This is a genomic window from Flavobacterium calami, assembly GCF_038290035.1.
GTDB classification, from domain to species: domain Bacteria; phylum Bacteroidota; class Bacteroidia; order Flavobacteriales; family Flavobacteriaceae; genus Flavobacterium; species Flavobacterium calami.
Map to the genome: position 1 here is coordinate 276,711 of NZ_JBBYHS010000003.1, position 15,296 is coordinate 292,006.

The 15,296-nt window shown below is 34.0% G+C and carries 18 protein-coding genes and 1 pseudogene; 11 read left to right on the forward strand and 8 right to left on the reverse strand.

The window, feature by feature from the left end; translation table 11 throughout:
- Positions 1-22 precede the first annotated feature (22 nt).
- A complete protein-coding gene (locus AAEO57_RS04185) occupies positions 23-1,363 on the reverse strand; it encodes a serine hydrolase domain-containing protein (protein ID WP_341689796.1) in 1,341 nt (446 codons plus the stop codon).
- Between the two features lie 377 nt (positions 1,364-1,740).
- Here AAEO57_RS04185 and AAEO57_RS04190 point away from each other — a divergent pair, with 377 nt between their 5' ends.
- From AAEO57_RS04190 to AAEO57_RS04215, 6 genes are all read left to right on the forward strand, one after another.
- Positions 1,741-2,955: an aminotransferase class V-fold PLP-dependent enzyme gene (locus AAEO57_RS04190; RefSeq protein ID WP_341689797.1), complete on the forward strand. Its 1,215-nt coding sequence runs from the start codon at positions 1,741-1,743 to the stop codon at positions 2,953-2,955.
- An 11-nt stretch (positions 2,956-2,966) separates the two neighbouring features.
- On the forward strand, positions 2,967-3,392 hold the full coding sequence (locus tag AAEO57_RS04195; RefSeq protein ID WP_341689798.1) for a hypothetical protein: 426 nt from the start codon (positions 2,967-2,969) through the stop codon (positions 3,390-3,392).
- 2 nt (positions 3,393-3,394) lie between these two features.
- The gene (locus tag AAEO57_RS04200; RefSeq protein WP_341689799.1) at positions 3,395-3,820 is read left to right on the forward strand and encodes a SufE family protein; all 426 of its coding nucleotides are present in this window, start codon (positions 3,395-3,397) and stop codon (positions 3,818-3,820) included.
- 144 nt (positions 3,821-3,964) lie between these two features.
- On the forward strand, positions 3,965-4,288 hold the full coding sequence (locus AAEO57_RS04205; RefSeq protein WP_341689800.1) for an SUF system Fe-S cluster assembly protein: 324 nt from the start codon (positions 3,965-3,967) through the stop codon (positions 4,286-4,288).
- An 83-nt stretch (positions 4,289-4,371) separates the two neighbouring features.
- Positions 4,372-4,881: a DUF2480 family protein gene (locus AAEO57_RS04210; RefSeq protein WP_341689801.1), complete on the forward strand. Its 510-nt coding sequence runs from the start codon at positions 4,372-4,374 to the stop codon at positions 4,879-4,881.
- A gap of 79 nt (positions 4,882-4,960) precedes the next feature.
- On the forward strand, positions 4,961-5,893 hold the full coding sequence (locus AAEO57_RS04215) for a DUF3078 domain-containing protein (RefSeq protein WP_341689802.1): 933 nt from the start codon (positions 4,961-4,963) through the stop codon (positions 5,891-5,893).
- A 192-nt stretch (positions 5,894-6,085) separates the two neighbouring features.
- On the opposite strand, the gene AAEO57_RS04220 is transcribed toward AAEO57_RS04215, so the two are convergent.
- Entirely contained in the window at positions 6,086-7,207 is a 1,122-nt protein-coding gene (locus tag AAEO57_RS04220; RefSeq protein ID WP_341689803.1) for a hypothetical protein, read from the reverse strand.
- Positions 7,208-7,317: 110 nt separating this feature from the next.
- Here AAEO57_RS04220 and AAEO57_RS04225 point away from each other — a divergent pair, with 110 nt between their 5' ends.
- Positions 7,318-8,592: a hypothetical protein gene (locus tag AAEO57_RS04225; protein ID WP_341689804.1), complete on the forward strand. Its 1,275-nt coding sequence runs from the start codon at positions 7,318-7,320 to the stop codon at positions 8,590-8,592.
- A 180-nt stretch (positions 8,593-8,772) separates the two neighbouring features.
- Here the strand turns inward: AAEO57_RS04225 and AAEO57_RS04230 are convergent, their stop codons facing one another.
- The 3 genes from AAEO57_RS04230 to AAEO57_RS04240 all read right to left on the reverse strand — a co-directional run bounded on the left by AAEO57_RS04230 (position 8,773) and on the right by AAEO57_RS04240 (position 11,913).
- Positions 8,773-9,102 (reverse strand): DUF4870 domain-containing protein, encoded by a 330-nt coding sequence (locus tag AAEO57_RS04230; protein WP_341689805.1) that lies wholly within the window; start codon positions 9,100-9,102, stop codon positions 8,773-8,775.
- 122 nt (positions 9,103-9,224) lie between these two features.
- Positions 9,225-9,965 (reverse strand): LytR/AlgR family response regulator transcription factor, encoded by a 741-nt coding sequence (locus tag AAEO57_RS04235; RefSeq protein WP_341689807.1) that lies wholly within the window; start codon positions 9,963-9,965, stop codon positions 9,225-9,227.
- A gap of 4 nt (positions 9,966-9,969) precedes the next feature.
- Positions 9,970-11,913: a histidine kinase gene (locus AAEO57_RS04240; protein WP_341689809.1), complete on the reverse strand. Its 1,944-nt coding sequence runs from the start codon at positions 11,911-11,913 to the stop codon at positions 9,970-9,972.
- Between the two features lie 314 nt (positions 11,914-12,227).
- On the opposite strand from AAEO57_RS04240, the gene AAEO57_RS04245 reads away from it, so the two are divergent.
- Genes AAEO57_RS04245 through AAEO57_RS04260 form a run of 4 tightly spaced genes read left to right on the forward strand, consistent with a single transcriptional unit; the run spans position 12,228 to position 14,220 of the window.
- The gene (locus AAEO57_RS04245; RefSeq protein WP_341689811.1) at positions 12,228-12,695 is read left to right on the forward strand and encodes a hypothetical protein; all 468 of its coding nucleotides are present in this window, start codon (positions 12,228-12,230) and stop codon (positions 12,693-12,695) included.
- 2 nt (positions 12,696-12,697) lie between these two features.
- Positions 12,698-13,165, forward strand: a complete 468-nt coding sequence (locus tag AAEO57_RS04250) for a hypothetical protein (protein WP_341689813.1) — start codon at positions 12,698-12,700, stop codon at positions 13,163-13,165.
- The gene (locus AAEO57_RS04255) at positions 13,143-13,673 is read left to right on the forward strand and encodes a hypothetical protein (RefSeq protein WP_341689815.1); all 531 of its coding nucleotides are present in this window, start codon (positions 13,143-13,145) and stop codon (positions 13,671-13,673) included. Before AAEO57_RS04250 ends, AAEO57_RS04255 begins: the two co-directional genes overlap by 23 nt.
- A gap of 4 nt (positions 13,674-13,677) precedes the next feature.
- Positions 13,678-14,220 carry a hypothetical protein gene (locus AAEO57_RS04260; protein ID WP_341689817.1) on the forward strand — a complete coding sequence of 181 codons (543 nt, stop codon included), beginning with the start codon at positions 13,678-13,680 and terminating at the stop codon, positions 14,218-14,220.
- Positions 14,221-14,371: 151 nt separating this feature from the next.
- Here AAEO57_RS04260 and AAEO57_RS04265 read toward each other — a convergent pair whose 3' ends face one another.
- From AAEO57_RS04265 to AAEO57_RS20850, 3 genes and pseudogenes are all read right to left on the reverse strand, one after another.
- Positions 14,372-14,731 (reverse strand): hypothetical protein, encoded by a 360-nt coding sequence (locus tag AAEO57_RS04265; protein ID WP_341689819.1) that lies wholly within the window; start codon positions 14,729-14,731, stop codon positions 14,372-14,374.
- A gap of 102 nt (positions 14,732-14,833) precedes the next feature.
- Positions 14,834-15,181: a hypothetical protein gene (locus tag AAEO57_RS04270; RefSeq protein ID WP_341689821.1), complete on the reverse strand. Its 348-nt coding sequence runs from the start codon at positions 15,179-15,181 to the stop codon at positions 14,834-14,836.
- Positions 15,182-15,185: 4 nt separating this feature from the next.
- A pseudogene (locus AAEO57_RS20850) lies at positions 15,186-15,296 on the reverse strand (IS982 family transposase); the annotation flags it as partial.

Below are 15,296 nucleotides of genomic sequence, written 5' to 3' on the forward strand. Positions count from 1 at the left end.
AAACATTTAAATGCTAAAACTACTATTTCACACTCCCAACAATCCCTTTCAAAAACCCATTAAAATCAAAAGCAGGATCTTCCTTCAATCCCATTCTCACAATCACCATATCTTTTGATGGAATAATAGCCACCATTTGTCCCTGATAACCGCTGCAATAAAACATGTCACGCGGTACATCCGGGAATTTTCCTCCTGCGTTGAGCCAAAATTGAGCACCGTATTTTCCTTCAGAAGTATTGGTTGGAGTTGCGGTGTATTTTACCCAGCTTTCATCAAGAATCTGTTCACCGTTCCAATTGCCTTTATTTAGGTAAAGTAATCCAAATTTTGACCAGTCACGCGCTGTCGCCCATCCGTATGAAGAACCTACAAAAGTTCCACTCATATCCTGTTCTGTAATCATCGAACTCATTCCGATTTTATCGATTACGGCACTGTACCAAAAATCAAGATATTCCTGTTGTGTTTTAAATTGCCTTCTTAATATTAAGGATAATAAATTGGTCGTTCCCGAAGAGTAATTCCAATGTGTGTTAGGTTTAAATTCAGCGGGTTTTTCCAGTTGGACTTTCCCCATATCTTCTGCCTGAAAAAGCATTTTGGTGGCATCACAAATGGTGTTGTAATTTTCTTCCCATTCCAAACCTGAATTCATGTGGAGAAGGTCGTTAATAGTAATGTTTTTACGTTCGTCATTTTGCCATTCTGCGACAGGAGCTGGTTTATAAATATCTATTTTTCCTTGTTTCGCCAAAACCCCAAAAGCCGAACTGGTAATACTTTTTGTCATCGACCAGCCTAAAATTTTACTGTCTTTCGTAAAACCGGTATCGTATTTTTCGGCAATCAGTTTGTTTTTGTACAAGACAACTACGGCACGGGTTCGTTTTAACTTTCCACCCGATTTATCGAATGCGTTGTCAATTGTTTTTTGTAATTGCTTATAATCAATATTCGCAAAAATGGTGTCTTTCGGGTCGATGCTTCCATAAGGAAAAGGCAATGTTTTCGATTTAGCTCTTTTGGGAATAAAATAAGGTTTCGAAACATCAAAATCATCGTTAATTAATGTCGCTCCTAAACCTTCCCGGTAAATTGCTTTTCGTTCTTTCAGTCCGTAAACTGATGAAGTTGCAAATTTTCCGGCCTCATCAATGGTATTGGTGGCCAGATCGATCAGATTAATATCGTTGTCGGTCTTTTCGATTAATTCTTTCGAACGGTTATCCAAAAAATGTCCCGAAGCAATGCTTTTGGCTGAAAAGCCTGAAATCAGATCCAGCTTCGGATAAGTCGTAAATCCGAAATAGAGAACTACTAAAAGAAGAAGGATGCCAAGTAATTTGAAGATTTTTTTCATATTTCGATACAGCTATTTTTATGCAAGATAAATAATTTAAGGTCATGATTTTAACAGATGTTTTAGGTTATCTGAATAATTCAAACTCTTAAATTAAAATCATATAGGCTAATTTAAACACATAAATACATAGGTTTTTCTTCTTTTAAAAAGGATATAAAAGAGAAACGCATTTCTCAACACATAGAGCTATGTGTTTTTTAGAATAAGTGAAACGCCTTTTTTAATTTTACAAAACCTATGTTTCTATCTGTTAAAAAATGATTGTTTAAGTTATTAAAATATGGAATATAGTACCATAAAAGGAAATTATAGAATTGGCGGATAAAACAATTTAGTTTTAGTACTTTTGTAAATAGAATTTTTCTAAATAAATTATGCTGGATATTCAAAAAATAAGAGCTGATTTTCCGATACTTTCTGAAAAAGTAAACGGAAAACCCTTAATATATTTCGACAATGGGGCAACTTCGCAAAAACCACAGGTTGTGATTGATGCCGAAGCGAAATACTATCAGGAAATAAACGCCAATATTCACCGTGGAGTTCATACTTTGAGCCAGTTAGCGACTGACGCTTATGAGATTTCACGTGTAAAGTTGCAACATCATATTAATGCCAAATTTTCTCATGAGGTTTTATTTACTTCGGGAACCACACACGGAATCAATCTAGTAGCCAATGGTTTTGCTTCTATTTTAAAACCGGGAGACGAAGTTTTGGTTTCTTCTTTGGAGCATCACAGTAATATAGTACCGTGGCAAATGTTATGCGAAAAAACAGGAGCTGTACTTAAAGTGATCCCGATAAATGAAGAAGGCGAGCTAATCATTAGCGAATATGAATCATTATTATCTGAGAAAACAAAAATTGTTACGGTAAATCATATTTCGAATGCTTTGGGTGTAATCAATCCTGTAAAAGAGATGATTGCCAAAGCACATGCCGTTGGAGCTGCCGTTTTAATTGACGGAGCGCAGGCTGTTCCACATTTAAAACCGGACGTTCAGGATTTGGATTGTGACTTTTACGCTTTTTCAGGACATAAAATGTGCGGGCCAACCGGAACCGGAATTTTATACGGAAAAGAAGCATGGCTAAACAAACTTCCTCCTTATCAGGGCGGAGGCGAAATGATTAAAGAAGTAACTTTCGAAAAGACAACTTACGCCGACCTGCCTCATAAATTTGAAGCCGGAACTCCAAATATCGCAGGCGGAATCGTATTAGGAACTGCTGTTGATTATATGAATGAAGTTGGTTTTGGAAATATTCAGCTTCAGGAAAAAAAATTACTGGAACACGCTACAAAACGTTTGCTTGAAATTGAAGGTCTGAGAATTTACGGAAACGGAAAAAATAAAGCTTCAGTAGTTTCGTTTAATATTGACGGGATTCACCCATATGATATTGGTTCGATCATCGATAAATTAGGAATTGCAGTTCGTACAGGACATCATTGCGCGCAGCCGATCATGAATTTCTTCTGTATTCCGGGAACCATTCGTGCTTCGTTTTCTTTTTACAACACCAAAGAAGAAATTGATGTAATGGTTGAAGCTGTTAAAAAGGCCAAAACCATGTTAAGCTAAAATTTCATTTTATGAGAATTCTATCTTTTTTATTCCTGACGATTTTTATGATAACAGGCTGTTCAAGCCAGAAAAAAGCAGATATGGCATCAACTGTGATTGAATATTCGGCTATGTCGAGAGGTTATTATAAAAAGATAGTGGTGCAAAATCAAACGGTTTTAGTAACCAATAAAAGAGATACGCAAGCCGTAGAAAATAAAATTGAAAAAGCGAATTGGGATAAAATTGTAGCCGAATTCGAAAAAATAAATGTAGAAAGCATTCCTACCTTAAAAGCACCAACCGAAAAACGTTTTTACGACGGTGCCGCAATTGGGAATCTAAAAATAACTCAAAATCAGAAAACCTACGAAACACCAGGTTTTGACAATGGTTTCCCTCCAAAAGAAATTGAAAAACTCGTAAATTTGCTGACTGATTTTGCTAAAGAATAATTATGACTATTAAAGAAATACAAGACGAAATAATAGATGAATTCTCAATGTTTGATGACTGGATGCAGCGTTACGAATACATCATCGAATTAGGAAAAAGTCTTCCGTTAATTAAAGAAGAATACAAAACCGACGAAAATTTAATCAAAGGATGCCAGTCGAAAGTATGGCTTCAGGGAGAACAAAAAGACGATAAAATTGTATTCACAGCAGACAGCGATGCGATTTTGACAAAAGGAATAATCGCTATTTTAATTCGCGCTTTCTCCAATCAAAAAGCATCAGATATTATAAATGCCGATACACAATTTATAGACGAAATTGGTTTAAAAGAACATTTATCAGCAACCCGTGCCAACGGTTTGGTTTCAATGATAAAAAACATCAAAATGTACGCTTTGGCTTTTGATGCAAAGAATAAAAATTAAAAAATTTCAAACCATTAAGGCATTAAGTTTCATAAAGCACTGTGCTTAATTTCTCTTAAATGATTATAAGAAATTAAGCTATTGTTTTTAAGACGTAAAACTTAATTTTCTTAATATCTTAATGGTAAAAATCAAATAATAAAAATGGAACAAGAAATAGACACAAACGAATTAGGAGAATCAATCGTAAGAGTTTTAAAAACAATTTACGATCCTGAGATTCCTGTTGATATTTATGAGTTAGGATTGATTTACGATGTAATGGTAAATACGGATTACGAAGTAAAAATCCTGATGACCTTAACCTCTCCAAACTGTCCGGTAGCAGAAAGTTTGCCAAGAGAAGTGGAAGAAAAAGTAAAAACAATCGAAAACATAAAAGATGTAGATGTTGAGATTACTTTTGATCCGCCATGGAGTAAAGATTTAATGAGTGAAGAAGCAAAATTAGAATTAGGAATGCTTTAAAAAATAGTCATAAAGTTGAAAGTCATAAAGTCTGAAAGTAAAAAGACTTTATGACTTTCGACCTTCGACTTTCAGACTAAAAAATGGAAGAAATTATCAATAAAGTTGCCAATAGTGCTTTAGAAGTTTTTGATTTAGAGGATTATTACCCAAAAGGAATGCGTGTGCAGATTGACATTTCGCAGTGGCTTTTGGAAGGTTTTTTATTGAAGGAAAAAGACTTTAGAGAGCATCTTAAAAATCATGACTGGTCGCAATATCAGGATCAATATGTAGCGGTACATTGCAGTACAGATGCTATTATTCCGGCTTGGGCTTTAATTTTAGTAGCGGTACAATTAGCGCCATTTGCTAAAAAAGTTGTCAATGGAACCATAGAAGATCTTGACGGAAGCTTGTACGAAGAAATCTTACCAACAATTGATTATTCGGCATACAAAAACAAACCTGTTATTGTAAAAGGCTGTTCCAAAAAACCGGTACCAATGCGCGCTTATATTTTGGCAACAACTTATTTGCAGCCTTTTGCCAGAAGTATTATGTACGGAGAGGCATGTTCTGCGGTACCTTTATACAAAGAATCTAAGAAATAACTTTCTTTATAACCCAATAAGCTTCAGGGTTTAGCGTTTTTAGTATTATATTTGTTAATATACTTAAAACTAAACAACCATGAGAAAGATAGCTTTATTACTCTTCGTTTTAGCGAACTTTACTTTTGTTCAGGCTCAAAATACCGAAAAGGAATTAATTCAGAATACCGAAAAAGCGGTAAAAAAAATAAACGATACCATTGAAGGCGAAGGCTGGAAAACCAAAGGGAACCTTTCTTTATTATTAAATCAGTCGAGTTTTAATAACTGGATTGCAGGAGGTGAAGACAGTTTCTCAGGAACGTTGGGAATCAACTATGATTTCAATTATAAAAAAGACGACCTTACCTGGGATAACAAACTTCTGGCCTCTTATGGTTTACTGCAGACCAAAAATGCCGATTTCGAAAAAAAGACTGATGACCGATTCGAGTTTAATTCTATAGTAGGAAAAAGAGCTTTCGGGCAATGGTACTACTCTTACTTCGTGAATTTCAGAACACAGTTTACAACCGGCTATATCTACGGTCAGGATGAAAACGGAAAAGAAATCAGGACAGAAAATACCAAATTCATGTCTCCTGGATATTTCACAACCGGTCCCGGTATCTATTGGACAAAAGATGCCAATCTAAAAATCAACTTTGCACCATTGACCTCAAAATTCACTTTTGTAGACAATACTTACACTTCCGGGATTGGGTACGTTGACGGCTCTTATTTTGGTGTAGATCAGGGTAAAAGCATGCGTTATGAATTAGGTTTTTACGCTTCGGTTTATTACAAACTGGCCATTATGACTAATGTAACGGCAGAAAACACGTTGAACCTCTACTCCAATTATTTAGAAGATCCTCAAAATGTCGATATAGATTACTCGCTAAATATTATCATGAAAGTAAACAAATATCTGTCGGCGAACTTTTCATTCCAGGCTATTTATGATGACAATGCTTTTGAAGGCTTCCAAACCAGACAAGTTTTCGGTTTAGGAGTTAATTTCGGATTTTAACATTAGAAGCAAAACAACAGGCTTCTATTAAATATTGTTCCTGCTGTCCACTATATCTTTTACTCGCTAAAGAAGCGAGCAAAAGGATGTCGTTGCCATCAGGGCTAATTATAAACATTCGGCTTTTTAAAATATTTAAAAGTTGTAAAAAAAGGGCTGCTGGAAATATTTTTTTACCAGCAGCCCTTTTTTTTATAATGAAGGATTATGTCTTGTCCTAATTTGCGATTTATTGAATTTTTCAATTAATTTTTTTGAACTTGCAATAATATCTTTTCCATCTCCTTTATCATAATCATTAGCAATTAAACCTTCACCTTCTATTATTGCTTTCTCAGGCTGATCTAAATACAAATAAATTTTCCCAAGATTGTAATATGCTGAATATCTTATTTTTTTACTTCCCTTGTTGTCTTCTTTATATTTTGTTTTCAAAGACTCAAAATATTCAATTAAAGGCTGTAAATCCTGAGTCAATTTATCAATTGACTGATCTGCTTTCATTGTAGCAAATTGAACTTTTACAGCTTCAATGGCTTCTTTTTGAATAGCCCCTTCTTCTTCTTTCGAATCTATAATCCATAATTGTTCCTGACGGCTTATTGGGGTAAATCCATAATTATAGTTTAATTCTAAATTGGCATTTCTGATGGCGCCATCAATAAAATCCCTTAAGCTTTTATTAAAATTAACGCGTCTGTTTTTAGCATGTTCTCTTTCTAAATAAGACTGATTGACATTCTCAGCAGATTTTATAGTTACGGTATTAGACAGGTTGTAATTTTTTTTACTTTCACCTGAAGCCTCTGCCGGTGCTTCCTGATTAGTGCTCTTCAAAAATCTGTTTGTAGGTTTAGCTGCTTCCTGTACAGGCGCTGCGGCTGGTTTTTCAATATTCGGTGCAATAACATTAGCGTATGCTTTTCCTTTATAAGTCGTAACAAGCGTGTACATTGGATAAGAGCGAATTACTTTTCCGTCTTTATCTTTTTCTTCTACGGTTCTTGTTTCCACTTTAGTTCCTTCTTCATAAAAATCAGCCAAATTAAGATTAACACTTACTGAGGCTCCTTCGGTTACTTTTTTCCACCCATAAATATGTAACTGATCATTAAGAACTCTTGCTCCGTCAAATTCATTTGATATTGGCCCATCTGTTATTACATTTGTCGAAAATGTTCTCTGTTCAAGCGGAACAATAGTAACAGGAATATCCTGATAATTTACATTAAAATAAAATCGGTCTAAGTCTACTTTTTGAGCAAAAGAAAAAAGGGAACAGAAAGAAAAACATAATAGGGTAATTTTTTTCATAAGTTTAAACGGTTGGTTAATTACTATTTTATTAAAATTTTGTTGACAAAAATAGGATATATTGTTTGTTAAATATTATTTTTATCCGATAAACCTTAAATATTTATATAATGATTAAAATCAAAGCAGTGGCGCTGTTTCTTCTTTTTTCTGTGACCATAAATGCACAAAAAGCAGATACCAAAACCAAGAGTTTTACCATTCCGGTTCCAAAATCTGATTTTTTTAACTCAATAAAAAAATACTCAATTATTGTGCAAGGTTCTGACAGATGGTCATATACTTCAGAACGTGTAAAAGATGCCACTTATGAAAAAGATATAACGCTAGACAAGTACAAAAACGATACACGTATTGACAATGTTAATCCGGACATAAAAGTTTTGGTTGGTTATTCCCCTACTAAATCACGATCTGTTAATGCAATGGGGCAAACAATTATTGAGGGCGATTTTAGTTTCTTATTTTTAACCAAAAACAATGAAATCATTCATCAAACTTCTATTAATAAAGCCTGCACTCTTGAAAAAAGTGCCAATAAAACAAATGAATCTGATTTAGCAAATACATTGTGCGGACAAGTTTATGAATTAATGGACAACTTATTAATTACTGCAAATGAATCCAAAACTACTTTTAATTATGGAAATTTTGAAAAATGTGAAGAGTTTCCGGAATTAGGTGTTTTTAATACCAAAACTGATGAAATGCTGACTAAATTAGAATCGCTTTCTTTTGAAGACGCTTATCTGGATGAAATGCAAACTTTTTACAAAAGCTACATCGGAAAACAATTCGGAAAAATGAAAGATAAGGACCTCAACAAGGTAATCTACCTTAATTTAAGCCTTATTGAAATTTTCAAAGTAAATTTTGCAAAAGCAAATGAATACTTAGCTGAAGCAAAACAAGGGGCCGGATTATTAAGTTTATGGCCAGACAATGCTAAAAAAACGATTGCTAAATTTGAATTCGTGAATCAGCCGGGAGGTTTCACAAATAAAATAGACCATTTGAACTCAGAGTCGGTTTACTATATTGCTACAACAGGAACCGCTTATTATAAAAAGAAAATATTTGTAGGAGACTTTTACGTTCCAAGATTCAAACCATCATCAAATAGTTCAGGAGGTATGATGAGTCTGGATTCGTATTCTCCAAATTTCATCATCTACGAAAACGGTAAAAAAGCTTATGATTATCCTAATGGAGACCAGTTTACTGTTAAAACAAAAGAAGGAAAAGAACTTTCATTCAAAAAATATAAAGGTGAAATCATAATGGTAGAAAAAAATGCCGATGGAACTTTTAAACCTTATGAAAGCCTTTCGTCAGAAATCTACACTTCTCCTGATGGGGAAAAACTAGAGCTAAAAAAAGCATAACTTAGTTTAAACATCGCAGAATCTATACAATTAATCGGTTTTTGAAAATTTCAAAAACCGATTTTTTTTGCTTATCAACAAAAAAGATTCCCAACCACTCTTAGCCTCAAAACCAAGATTGTTGAGAATCATTTTCTACTTCCAAAAATAAAAACGTCAGCTAAAAAAGATCATTTGATATTAGTCTATAAAACCAAATTTATCTTCAAAAATTTTTCCGATTACAGGAATTGGTTTTTTCTGTTCGTTGGCAGCGTTGATGATACCAAAAATCCATAAGATAAAAATGGCATAGCCAATATAACTAAGGAAATATAGCGAAGTCACTGTTGTAATAACCACAGAAAGAATAATGTTTACGGCAATAGAAACTAAAAAGATTCCGAATCCTTGTTTCAGATGGTACGTGACCAAATCGCTTTTTGGGGTTAAGTCTTTGCTTTTTACAAAAGCTACAATCCAGCCAATAATAGTGATGTAGCTTAAGATAGATAGGGTTTTTCTGTTCATCGTTATAGTTATTTACTGGGTCAAAAATAGCTGTAACTGCTGTAAGTCAAAACCCTGACTTTGTCTTCTGCTGTTTCGGGTTGGTATTTAGGTCCTTTAGACAGATATTACGTATTGAAACACTAAATTTCCTCTTTCATCAGTTTAAAAAATTGTTCTTTTTTCCCTCTTGAAATAGGCACAAAAGATTTATCATTCATCTGAACCATTCCTTCACGGGAATAGCTTACAATACAATTTAGATTTATCAAATGCGACTGATGAATGCGAAAAAAAGCAGGTGGTTCCAGTAAATCCTCATAATTTTTGAGTGGCTTGGAAACCATAATTTTTCTTCCGTCCGAGAGAAAAAAAGTAGTGTATGAACCGGAAGTTTCACATCTTATAATTTGCTCGAGTTTTACTACATACATCGCTTCCTGGGTGGGTAATATAATTCGGTCCGGTGTTTTAGAAAGGTTGATCTGTAGTTCACTTAGCTGTTGTTTTTCGAGAACCCTTTCCTGTAAAATTGCAATACGGTCTATTGCCACTTTCAGTTCTTCAGGATCGATGGGTTTTAAAAGGTAATCGATGGCGCTGTATTTAAAAGCACTAATGGCATGCTGTTCATAAGCGGTTGTAAAAATCAGGTGAAAGGAATTAAAAGTAATTTGCTGCAGCACCTCAAAACCGGTTCCGTCTTTCAGCATGATGTCCATAAAAACCAGGTCAGGTTTAAGGCGGTCGATCAGTTTTACAGCTTCCGTTACACTTTCGGCGTAAGCCACCACCTGAATTTTATCAGGAGCCGTCATTTCAAGCATTATAGACAATGCTTCTCTGATACGTTGTTCATCTTCAATAATAATAGTTTTGTACATTGTATTATAGTATTGGAATGTTTAAAATAATAATACAGCCCGGTCCGTCATCCGCATCGCGTTCCCGAACCTCAAATCCTGCATACGGATTTTCTTTCTGCATTTTGCTTAACCTCTCGTCTGTAATTTTGGTAGACAAAGATTCGTGATTGTCGTTCCGATTTAATTTTGCGGAAGCTGCCAGACCGATTCCGTTATCTTTAATTGCGCAAATGAGGTTTCGTTTGTCTATATGTTGTGTGAAATGAATTTCAATTAAACCTTTAATTTCTTTAACCTGAGGTTTTAAGCCATGTTCGACAGCATTTTCAATAAAAGGCTGAATCAAAAGTGGTGGAATAAGAACATCGGTTTCAACGGTTTCATCGCATTCAATCACATATTCAAAACCATTATTAAGACGCAGTTGCTGGAGTTCGATATAATTTTTTAAAGTACTGATTTCTTCTTCGAGAGAAATGGTTTCTTTGCGCGATTGTTCCAAAACCTGACGGGTAAGCTTGGCAAATTTATTCAGATAAGAAACCGCAGGAAGTGTATCTTTTTGCAAAATCATGCTCTGAATATTTCCCAAAGCATTAAAAATAAAATGCGGATCCATTTGAGAACGCAGTAATCTTCTCTCCAAAGCCAGTCGTGCAGACAGGTTTTCAATGGTTTCTTTTTCCATCAGCTGTACTTTAAGTTCGCTGTTGGCTTGTTCCTGTTTCATGAAATCTTCCCGGTTTTGGTAATAGCGCTGGCGATAATAGTAGGAACGGAACATAAACACCAGTCCAATGAGTAAAACACCTGCAATTCCGTAGCCCAGAAGCTTGTTTTTTTGCACCAGTTCGTTCTCAAGTTCCAGTTGTTTTATGCGTTCGAGCTTTTTAGAAGATTCATATCGTACATCAGCATTTTGCAATACTTTTTGAGTCGATTCATCATATTTCAACTGATTGTATTTGACATATTCTGCGTCATAATTATAATAGGCTTCAAAATCTTTCCTTTTTGCTGCAACATCTTTGAGACAATCGTAAAAAGTAGCCAAAAGATAATTATCTGTATAAGGAAGGCTTTTTTGGTATTTTATTCCTTCAATAAATAACAACTCTGCTTTGGCATAATCCCCTTTTTCGGTAAAATAAAATCCTTGTAGCCCAATAGCACTTCGGTAAATGATTCTGATATTATATTGTTTGGCTATAACTGTTGCTTTCTCCAGATTTTTCAAAAAAGCTTTCTCATCAATGGGTTTTGGGCCTTTCGAATAAAGATCGGCGAGATTGATATAGGCAATTCCAATGTTGCTCTTGCTTACTATTGAACCCGAATGCTTTTCAGCAAGACGAACCGTTTCTTTAAAAAAAGTTACGGCTTTCTGCCATTCTGCAGTGTTTGCGGTTTCCAGATTATCGGTTAAGTAACTTCCAAAAGCAAGGCGGGCATGCAGGATACTTTCAGGATCACTGGCTTTAGCGGCATGGAATAAAGCTTCACGGGCATATTTTTCAACTTTCGTTGGTGATGCCGGAGAAAAAAGATAGGATATATCCGAAGCAATTTTAGAACACTGATCGTGTGCCTGTACTTTTGCAAAAAGTTTATAAGAAGCCAGAAGATATTTTATAGCCTGCGGTTTTTCATCGATATACGATTTTAGTGTGCCCATGGCGAGAAATGCATAAGCCTTTGGTCTTATTTTATTGGTTTTGCCCGACAAATAATAAGCGCTGTCTGCATAATGTGAAAATTCTTTTAAATGCAGTAATCTTCTTTGGGTTAAAGCTAAATACGAATAGCAAATAATCTTGTCCTCTGTACTCTTTTTCTTTTTTGCCTGATTTAATGCCAGCTGCTGCATTTTTTTGCAGGAAGCAGTATCAGAAAAACGTTTGGAATACCCATAAGCGGCCAAATTCTCTGTAGCAGAAGCTTTTTGTGCATGGACTGAAATTCCCAAAAAAAGAAATAGAAATAGGAAAGAAATGCATTCTAAAGGGTTGTTTTTTAAAGGCAAAAATATTGTTTTGTAGTACATAGATATCAATATTACTGAGGGAAAGTACAAATTGTCTGATTACTGACCAAACATTTTCAGGCTGAAAAATCAATTCGTAAATAGTGTTCTAAACAGGCCATAAACCTTTATTTTGCTGATACCCTGCCACTATGACCAAATAAAAATCTAACGCTACCATATACCAATTCTGAATTGTTCTGAAATTTAGTAAATGGTAATCTTGCTTTAAATATTTTTTAAAACAAATCTAAATTATGAATAAGAAAAAGTTTACATTAATACTGATAGCCTTTTGTTTTTTGACCACATTGAGTTACGGACAACAGGAAGACAAACGTGTTAAAATAGAAATCACGATAAAAGATGGTAACAAAACGATTGTGGCACCAGTTCGGTCTGCAACATTCTCTTTTACTACTTCGACAAATAATGTTACAACGACTGATGGAACTGAAAAAAAAGAGCAGACAAAGAATTATTATTTTTCAATAGATTTTGAGAAGCAGAATGTAGCTTTATTAAAAGCTTTTATGACTAATAAAAACGGACTTGACGGGCACATCACAATGGTGGATTCTTACGGTAAAATGCCTTCCAGGAAATTAGAATTTACAAAAGCAAACATAGATTCCTTAAGCGATCAATTGACTGCGGATTACACCAGCTCGTATATGTCAATAGTAGCTACTACACTGATTATTGATGGGGTAAAAATTGAATAACTATGGAAACTTTACAAAAATTCACAAAAAACGGAAACCAATATGTCATGAAGAGACAATATGGCTTTGGCTTGTTTGTAGTTTTAGGAATGGCTGCATTTGCCTTTGCCGGCGTATTGACCAAGAATACAACTATGATCTGGATTTTTGGAATTCTTACCGTTGTATGTCTGATTTCGATTTTTATAAATCATGTTGTGATCGATATGAACCAAAAAGAAATCCTCATCAAGAATGCCTTGATTATTCCGCCGGTCAGAATTCCTTTTAGTGATTTTGTCAATTTTGAAGTCGTACGAACCACTCAGTATTTCATTACCATCAATGTTTCGCTGAATCTTTATTATATGAAAAATGGCAAAGAACTATGCAGTGGCGTTGCTCAGGGTTTAACAGCCAGATCGATGCAAAATTTACTTAACGAAATTCAGGAAATCATAAATACAAATGAACATTCAGGAAAAATATAATATTGAAGAAACACTGAATACCTTTTCTTTATGTCCCAAAAAGCCATCACTTGCTATGTCCTGGTGGTTTTTAGCGGGTATTATTGCCGGTATTTTGATTTTATCGTTTTTTGACCATCGCCTTGACGAAGCAATGCGGTGGGCCATTTATATTTTAATGGGGTATTTTGTCCTGCACAGTTTGTATGATATACAGATAGGAAGCAAAATACGCTATACTTTTGATGCAAAAGAAAATGCAGTTTATAAAAGTAGTCCGTTAAGGGGTAAAAGAAAAATAATGAAAATGGACGAAATTGTAATTTTTGTACATTCAGAAATGGGAAGTTGGTATTATGCATTAGGAGCTCAAAAAAGCCAGTTTATAAAAAGTTATATCATAAGTGAAAGCTTTAGTTCAGGCAAAAAAAGCGAAACAAAACAGGAAGCGTATGAAAATTTTGTTTTGATGAAAATTGAAAAATTGCAGTCTTCAGTTATAAAAAAGACGGAAACCCTAAACCAGTAATAAGATGAAACTTAAAATTATTTTTGTCCTTTTTTTGTCGGCTATTGTTTCTTCTTGTAACCTGCTAAATGATAGCCCGGATCAGGTTTTTGAGGTGATTGGTCTTAATGCAAATAAAATCCCTAAAAGTTTTGAACGCTTGTTTAAAGAGTTTTATCAGCAAAAAATAAATGGTAGTTTACAAGTGCCAGCAGCTGACAATAAATCGATGCGTCCTGCAACTTGTGTGGAGTCTGTAAAATATTGGTATGCCAATACGTTTAAGGAGGACATCAAAAAAATTAAAAACCTTAAAGTTGAGGAAGAGGCAAAACCTATTGTCAAAGCCGCTTTAGATTTGTTTGAATATGCCGATGAAATTCAAAAAACGGACTTCCTTATCATTGCCAAAATGATTGACGAAGGAAAAAGCGAAGAGGAAATAGATAATGCCAGTAGAAAACTAGATGATACTAAAGGTATTTTGCTCGATAAAAAATATGAAAAAGTCATGAAGTTGTTATTGCCTTACGCCGATAAAAATGGCGTTGAATATAAAACGTTTTGATGCTAACAAAAATCCCTTTTGGTTTCAAAAGGGATTTTTTTCGACAGTGTCTTTTTTTCAATAAAAGCCGTTTTTTATTTTTCTTCTTTTTATAAATTACATACTTTATGTCCAGACACAAGAATTTATTGTGCACAAATTTTTATATTTTTTAATGAAGAGGAATTAAATATATATCATGAGTATGTTCATTTTTATTAATATATAGTTTGCCGACATACCTGCCAAATCCATTTTCTTCTACATGAAAAGTTACAAAAGCACCTTTATTAAAATTAACGGAATAATTACCATTGGAGTCAGTTTTAATATACTTTTTTTCATGCTCTGCGTAGCTTTCGTCCGGACTATTAGCATATTTCCAACATTCAATCTCAATCTCAATTTTTTTATTTTTTATAGGCTTATCGGTTGTTTTATTAAATACAGTCCCTTTTATGGTTACGTTCTCAATATCTTTTCTTGTACAGGAGATCAAAAACATGCTAAGTAATAGTATATACTTTTTCATAATTTATTATTGAATGATTTTATCACTTCCTACAGTCTATTCATAAATTAAAAGAGAAGACCGTCTAACAATGTAAACGGCTTCTTTTTTATAAAATCAAACCTATTTCTTTTTATAATTTTCAAGATTATAATTTGTTCTCACTACATCGCCTACAATTTGTTGTTTAAAATACCCTTCTTTTTCGGGAGTCCATTGACCACTTTTTGTACGATCAATAATTAATTTGTTTAATTCGTTAGCATCAAGCGGAGGTTGCCAAGTTATTATGATGTTTACAGGAATCTCCCCTTTTTCCAATTTTCGACTGGTTTCAAAACCATCATATATTTCAAAGTATGTATAACTTACTTTTTTTTTATTACTAAAATCAGGAGTAAACATGACATTTTTTATTGGGATATCCAGATCGTCTAATAATACTTCAAATTTTTTACCTATATAATTCAAGTTGCTAGTTAATTGATTTGTTTAATTGGAGTCCAAACACAAACAGAGTTAACTTTATTAGAAAACCTTCAAGTGTAACTGCATGTATTGTTCTAGGAAACATTTTCTTGATGTC

Excerpts from the sequence above, each read along its gene's own strand:
- AAEO57_RS04220 (WP_341689803.1), bottom strand. The coding sequence starts at position 7,207 with ATGAAAAAAATTACCCTATTATGTTTTTCTTTCTGTTCCCTTTTTTCT.
- AAEO57_RS04190 (WP_341689797.1), top strand. The coding sequence starts at position 1,741 with ATGCTGGATATTCAAAAAATAAGAGCTGATTTTCCGATACTTTCTGAA.
- AAEO57_RS04225 (WP_341689804.1), top strand. The coding sequence starts at position 7,318 with ATGATTAAAATCAAAGCAGTGGCGCTGTTTCTTCTTTTTTCTGTGACC.
- AAEO57_RS04195 (WP_341689798.1), top strand. The coding sequence starts at position 2,967 with ATGAGAATTCTATCTTTTTTATTCCTGACGATTTTTATGATAACAGGC.
- AAEO57_RS04245 (WP_341689811.1), top strand. The coding sequence starts at position 12,228 with ATGAATAAGAAAAAGTTTACATTAATACTGATAGCCTTTTGTTTTTTG.
- AAEO57_RS04215 (WP_341689802.1), top strand. The coding sequence starts at position 4,961 with ATGAGAAAGATAGCTTTATTACTCTTCGTTTTAGCGAACTTTACTTTT.
- AAEO57_RS04265 (WP_341689819.1), bottom strand. The coding sequence starts at position 14,731 with ATGAAAAAGTATATACTATTACTTAGCATGTTTTTGATCTCCTGTACA.
- AAEO57_RS04210 (WP_341689801.1), top strand. The coding sequence starts at position 4,372 with ATGGAAGAAATTATCAATAAAGTTGCCAATAGTGCTTTAGAAGTTTTT.
- AAEO57_RS04250 (WP_341689813.1), top strand. The coding sequence starts at position 12,698 with ATGGAAACTTTACAAAAATTCACAAAAAACGGAAACCAATATGTCATG.
- AAEO57_RS04255 (WP_341689815.1), top strand. The coding sequence starts at position 13,143 with ATGAACATTCAGGAAAAATATAATATTGAAGAAACACTGAATACCTTT.
- AAEO57_RS04260 (WP_341689817.1), top strand. The coding sequence starts at position 13,678 with ATGAAACTTAAAATTATTTTTGTCCTTTTTTTGTCGGCTATTGTTTCT.
- AAEO57_RS04235 (WP_341689807.1), bottom strand. The coding sequence starts at position 9,965 with ATGTACAAAACTATTATTATTGAAGATGAACAACGTATCAGAGAAGCA.
- AAEO57_RS04230 (WP_341689805.1), bottom strand. The coding sequence starts at position 9,102 with ATGAACAGAAAAACCCTATCTATCTTAAGCTACATCACTATTATTGGC.
- AAEO57_RS04185 (WP_341689796.1), bottom strand. The coding sequence starts at position 1,363 with ATGAAAAAAATCTTCAAATTACTTGGCATCCTTCTTCTTTTAGTAGTT.
- AAEO57_RS04205 (WP_341689800.1), top strand. The coding sequence starts at position 3,965 with ATGGAACAAGAAATAGACACAAACGAATTAGGAGAATCAATCGTAAGA.
- AAEO57_RS04200 (WP_341689799.1), top strand. The coding sequence starts at position 3,395 with ATGACTATTAAAGAAATACAAGACGAAATAATAGATGAATTCTCAATG.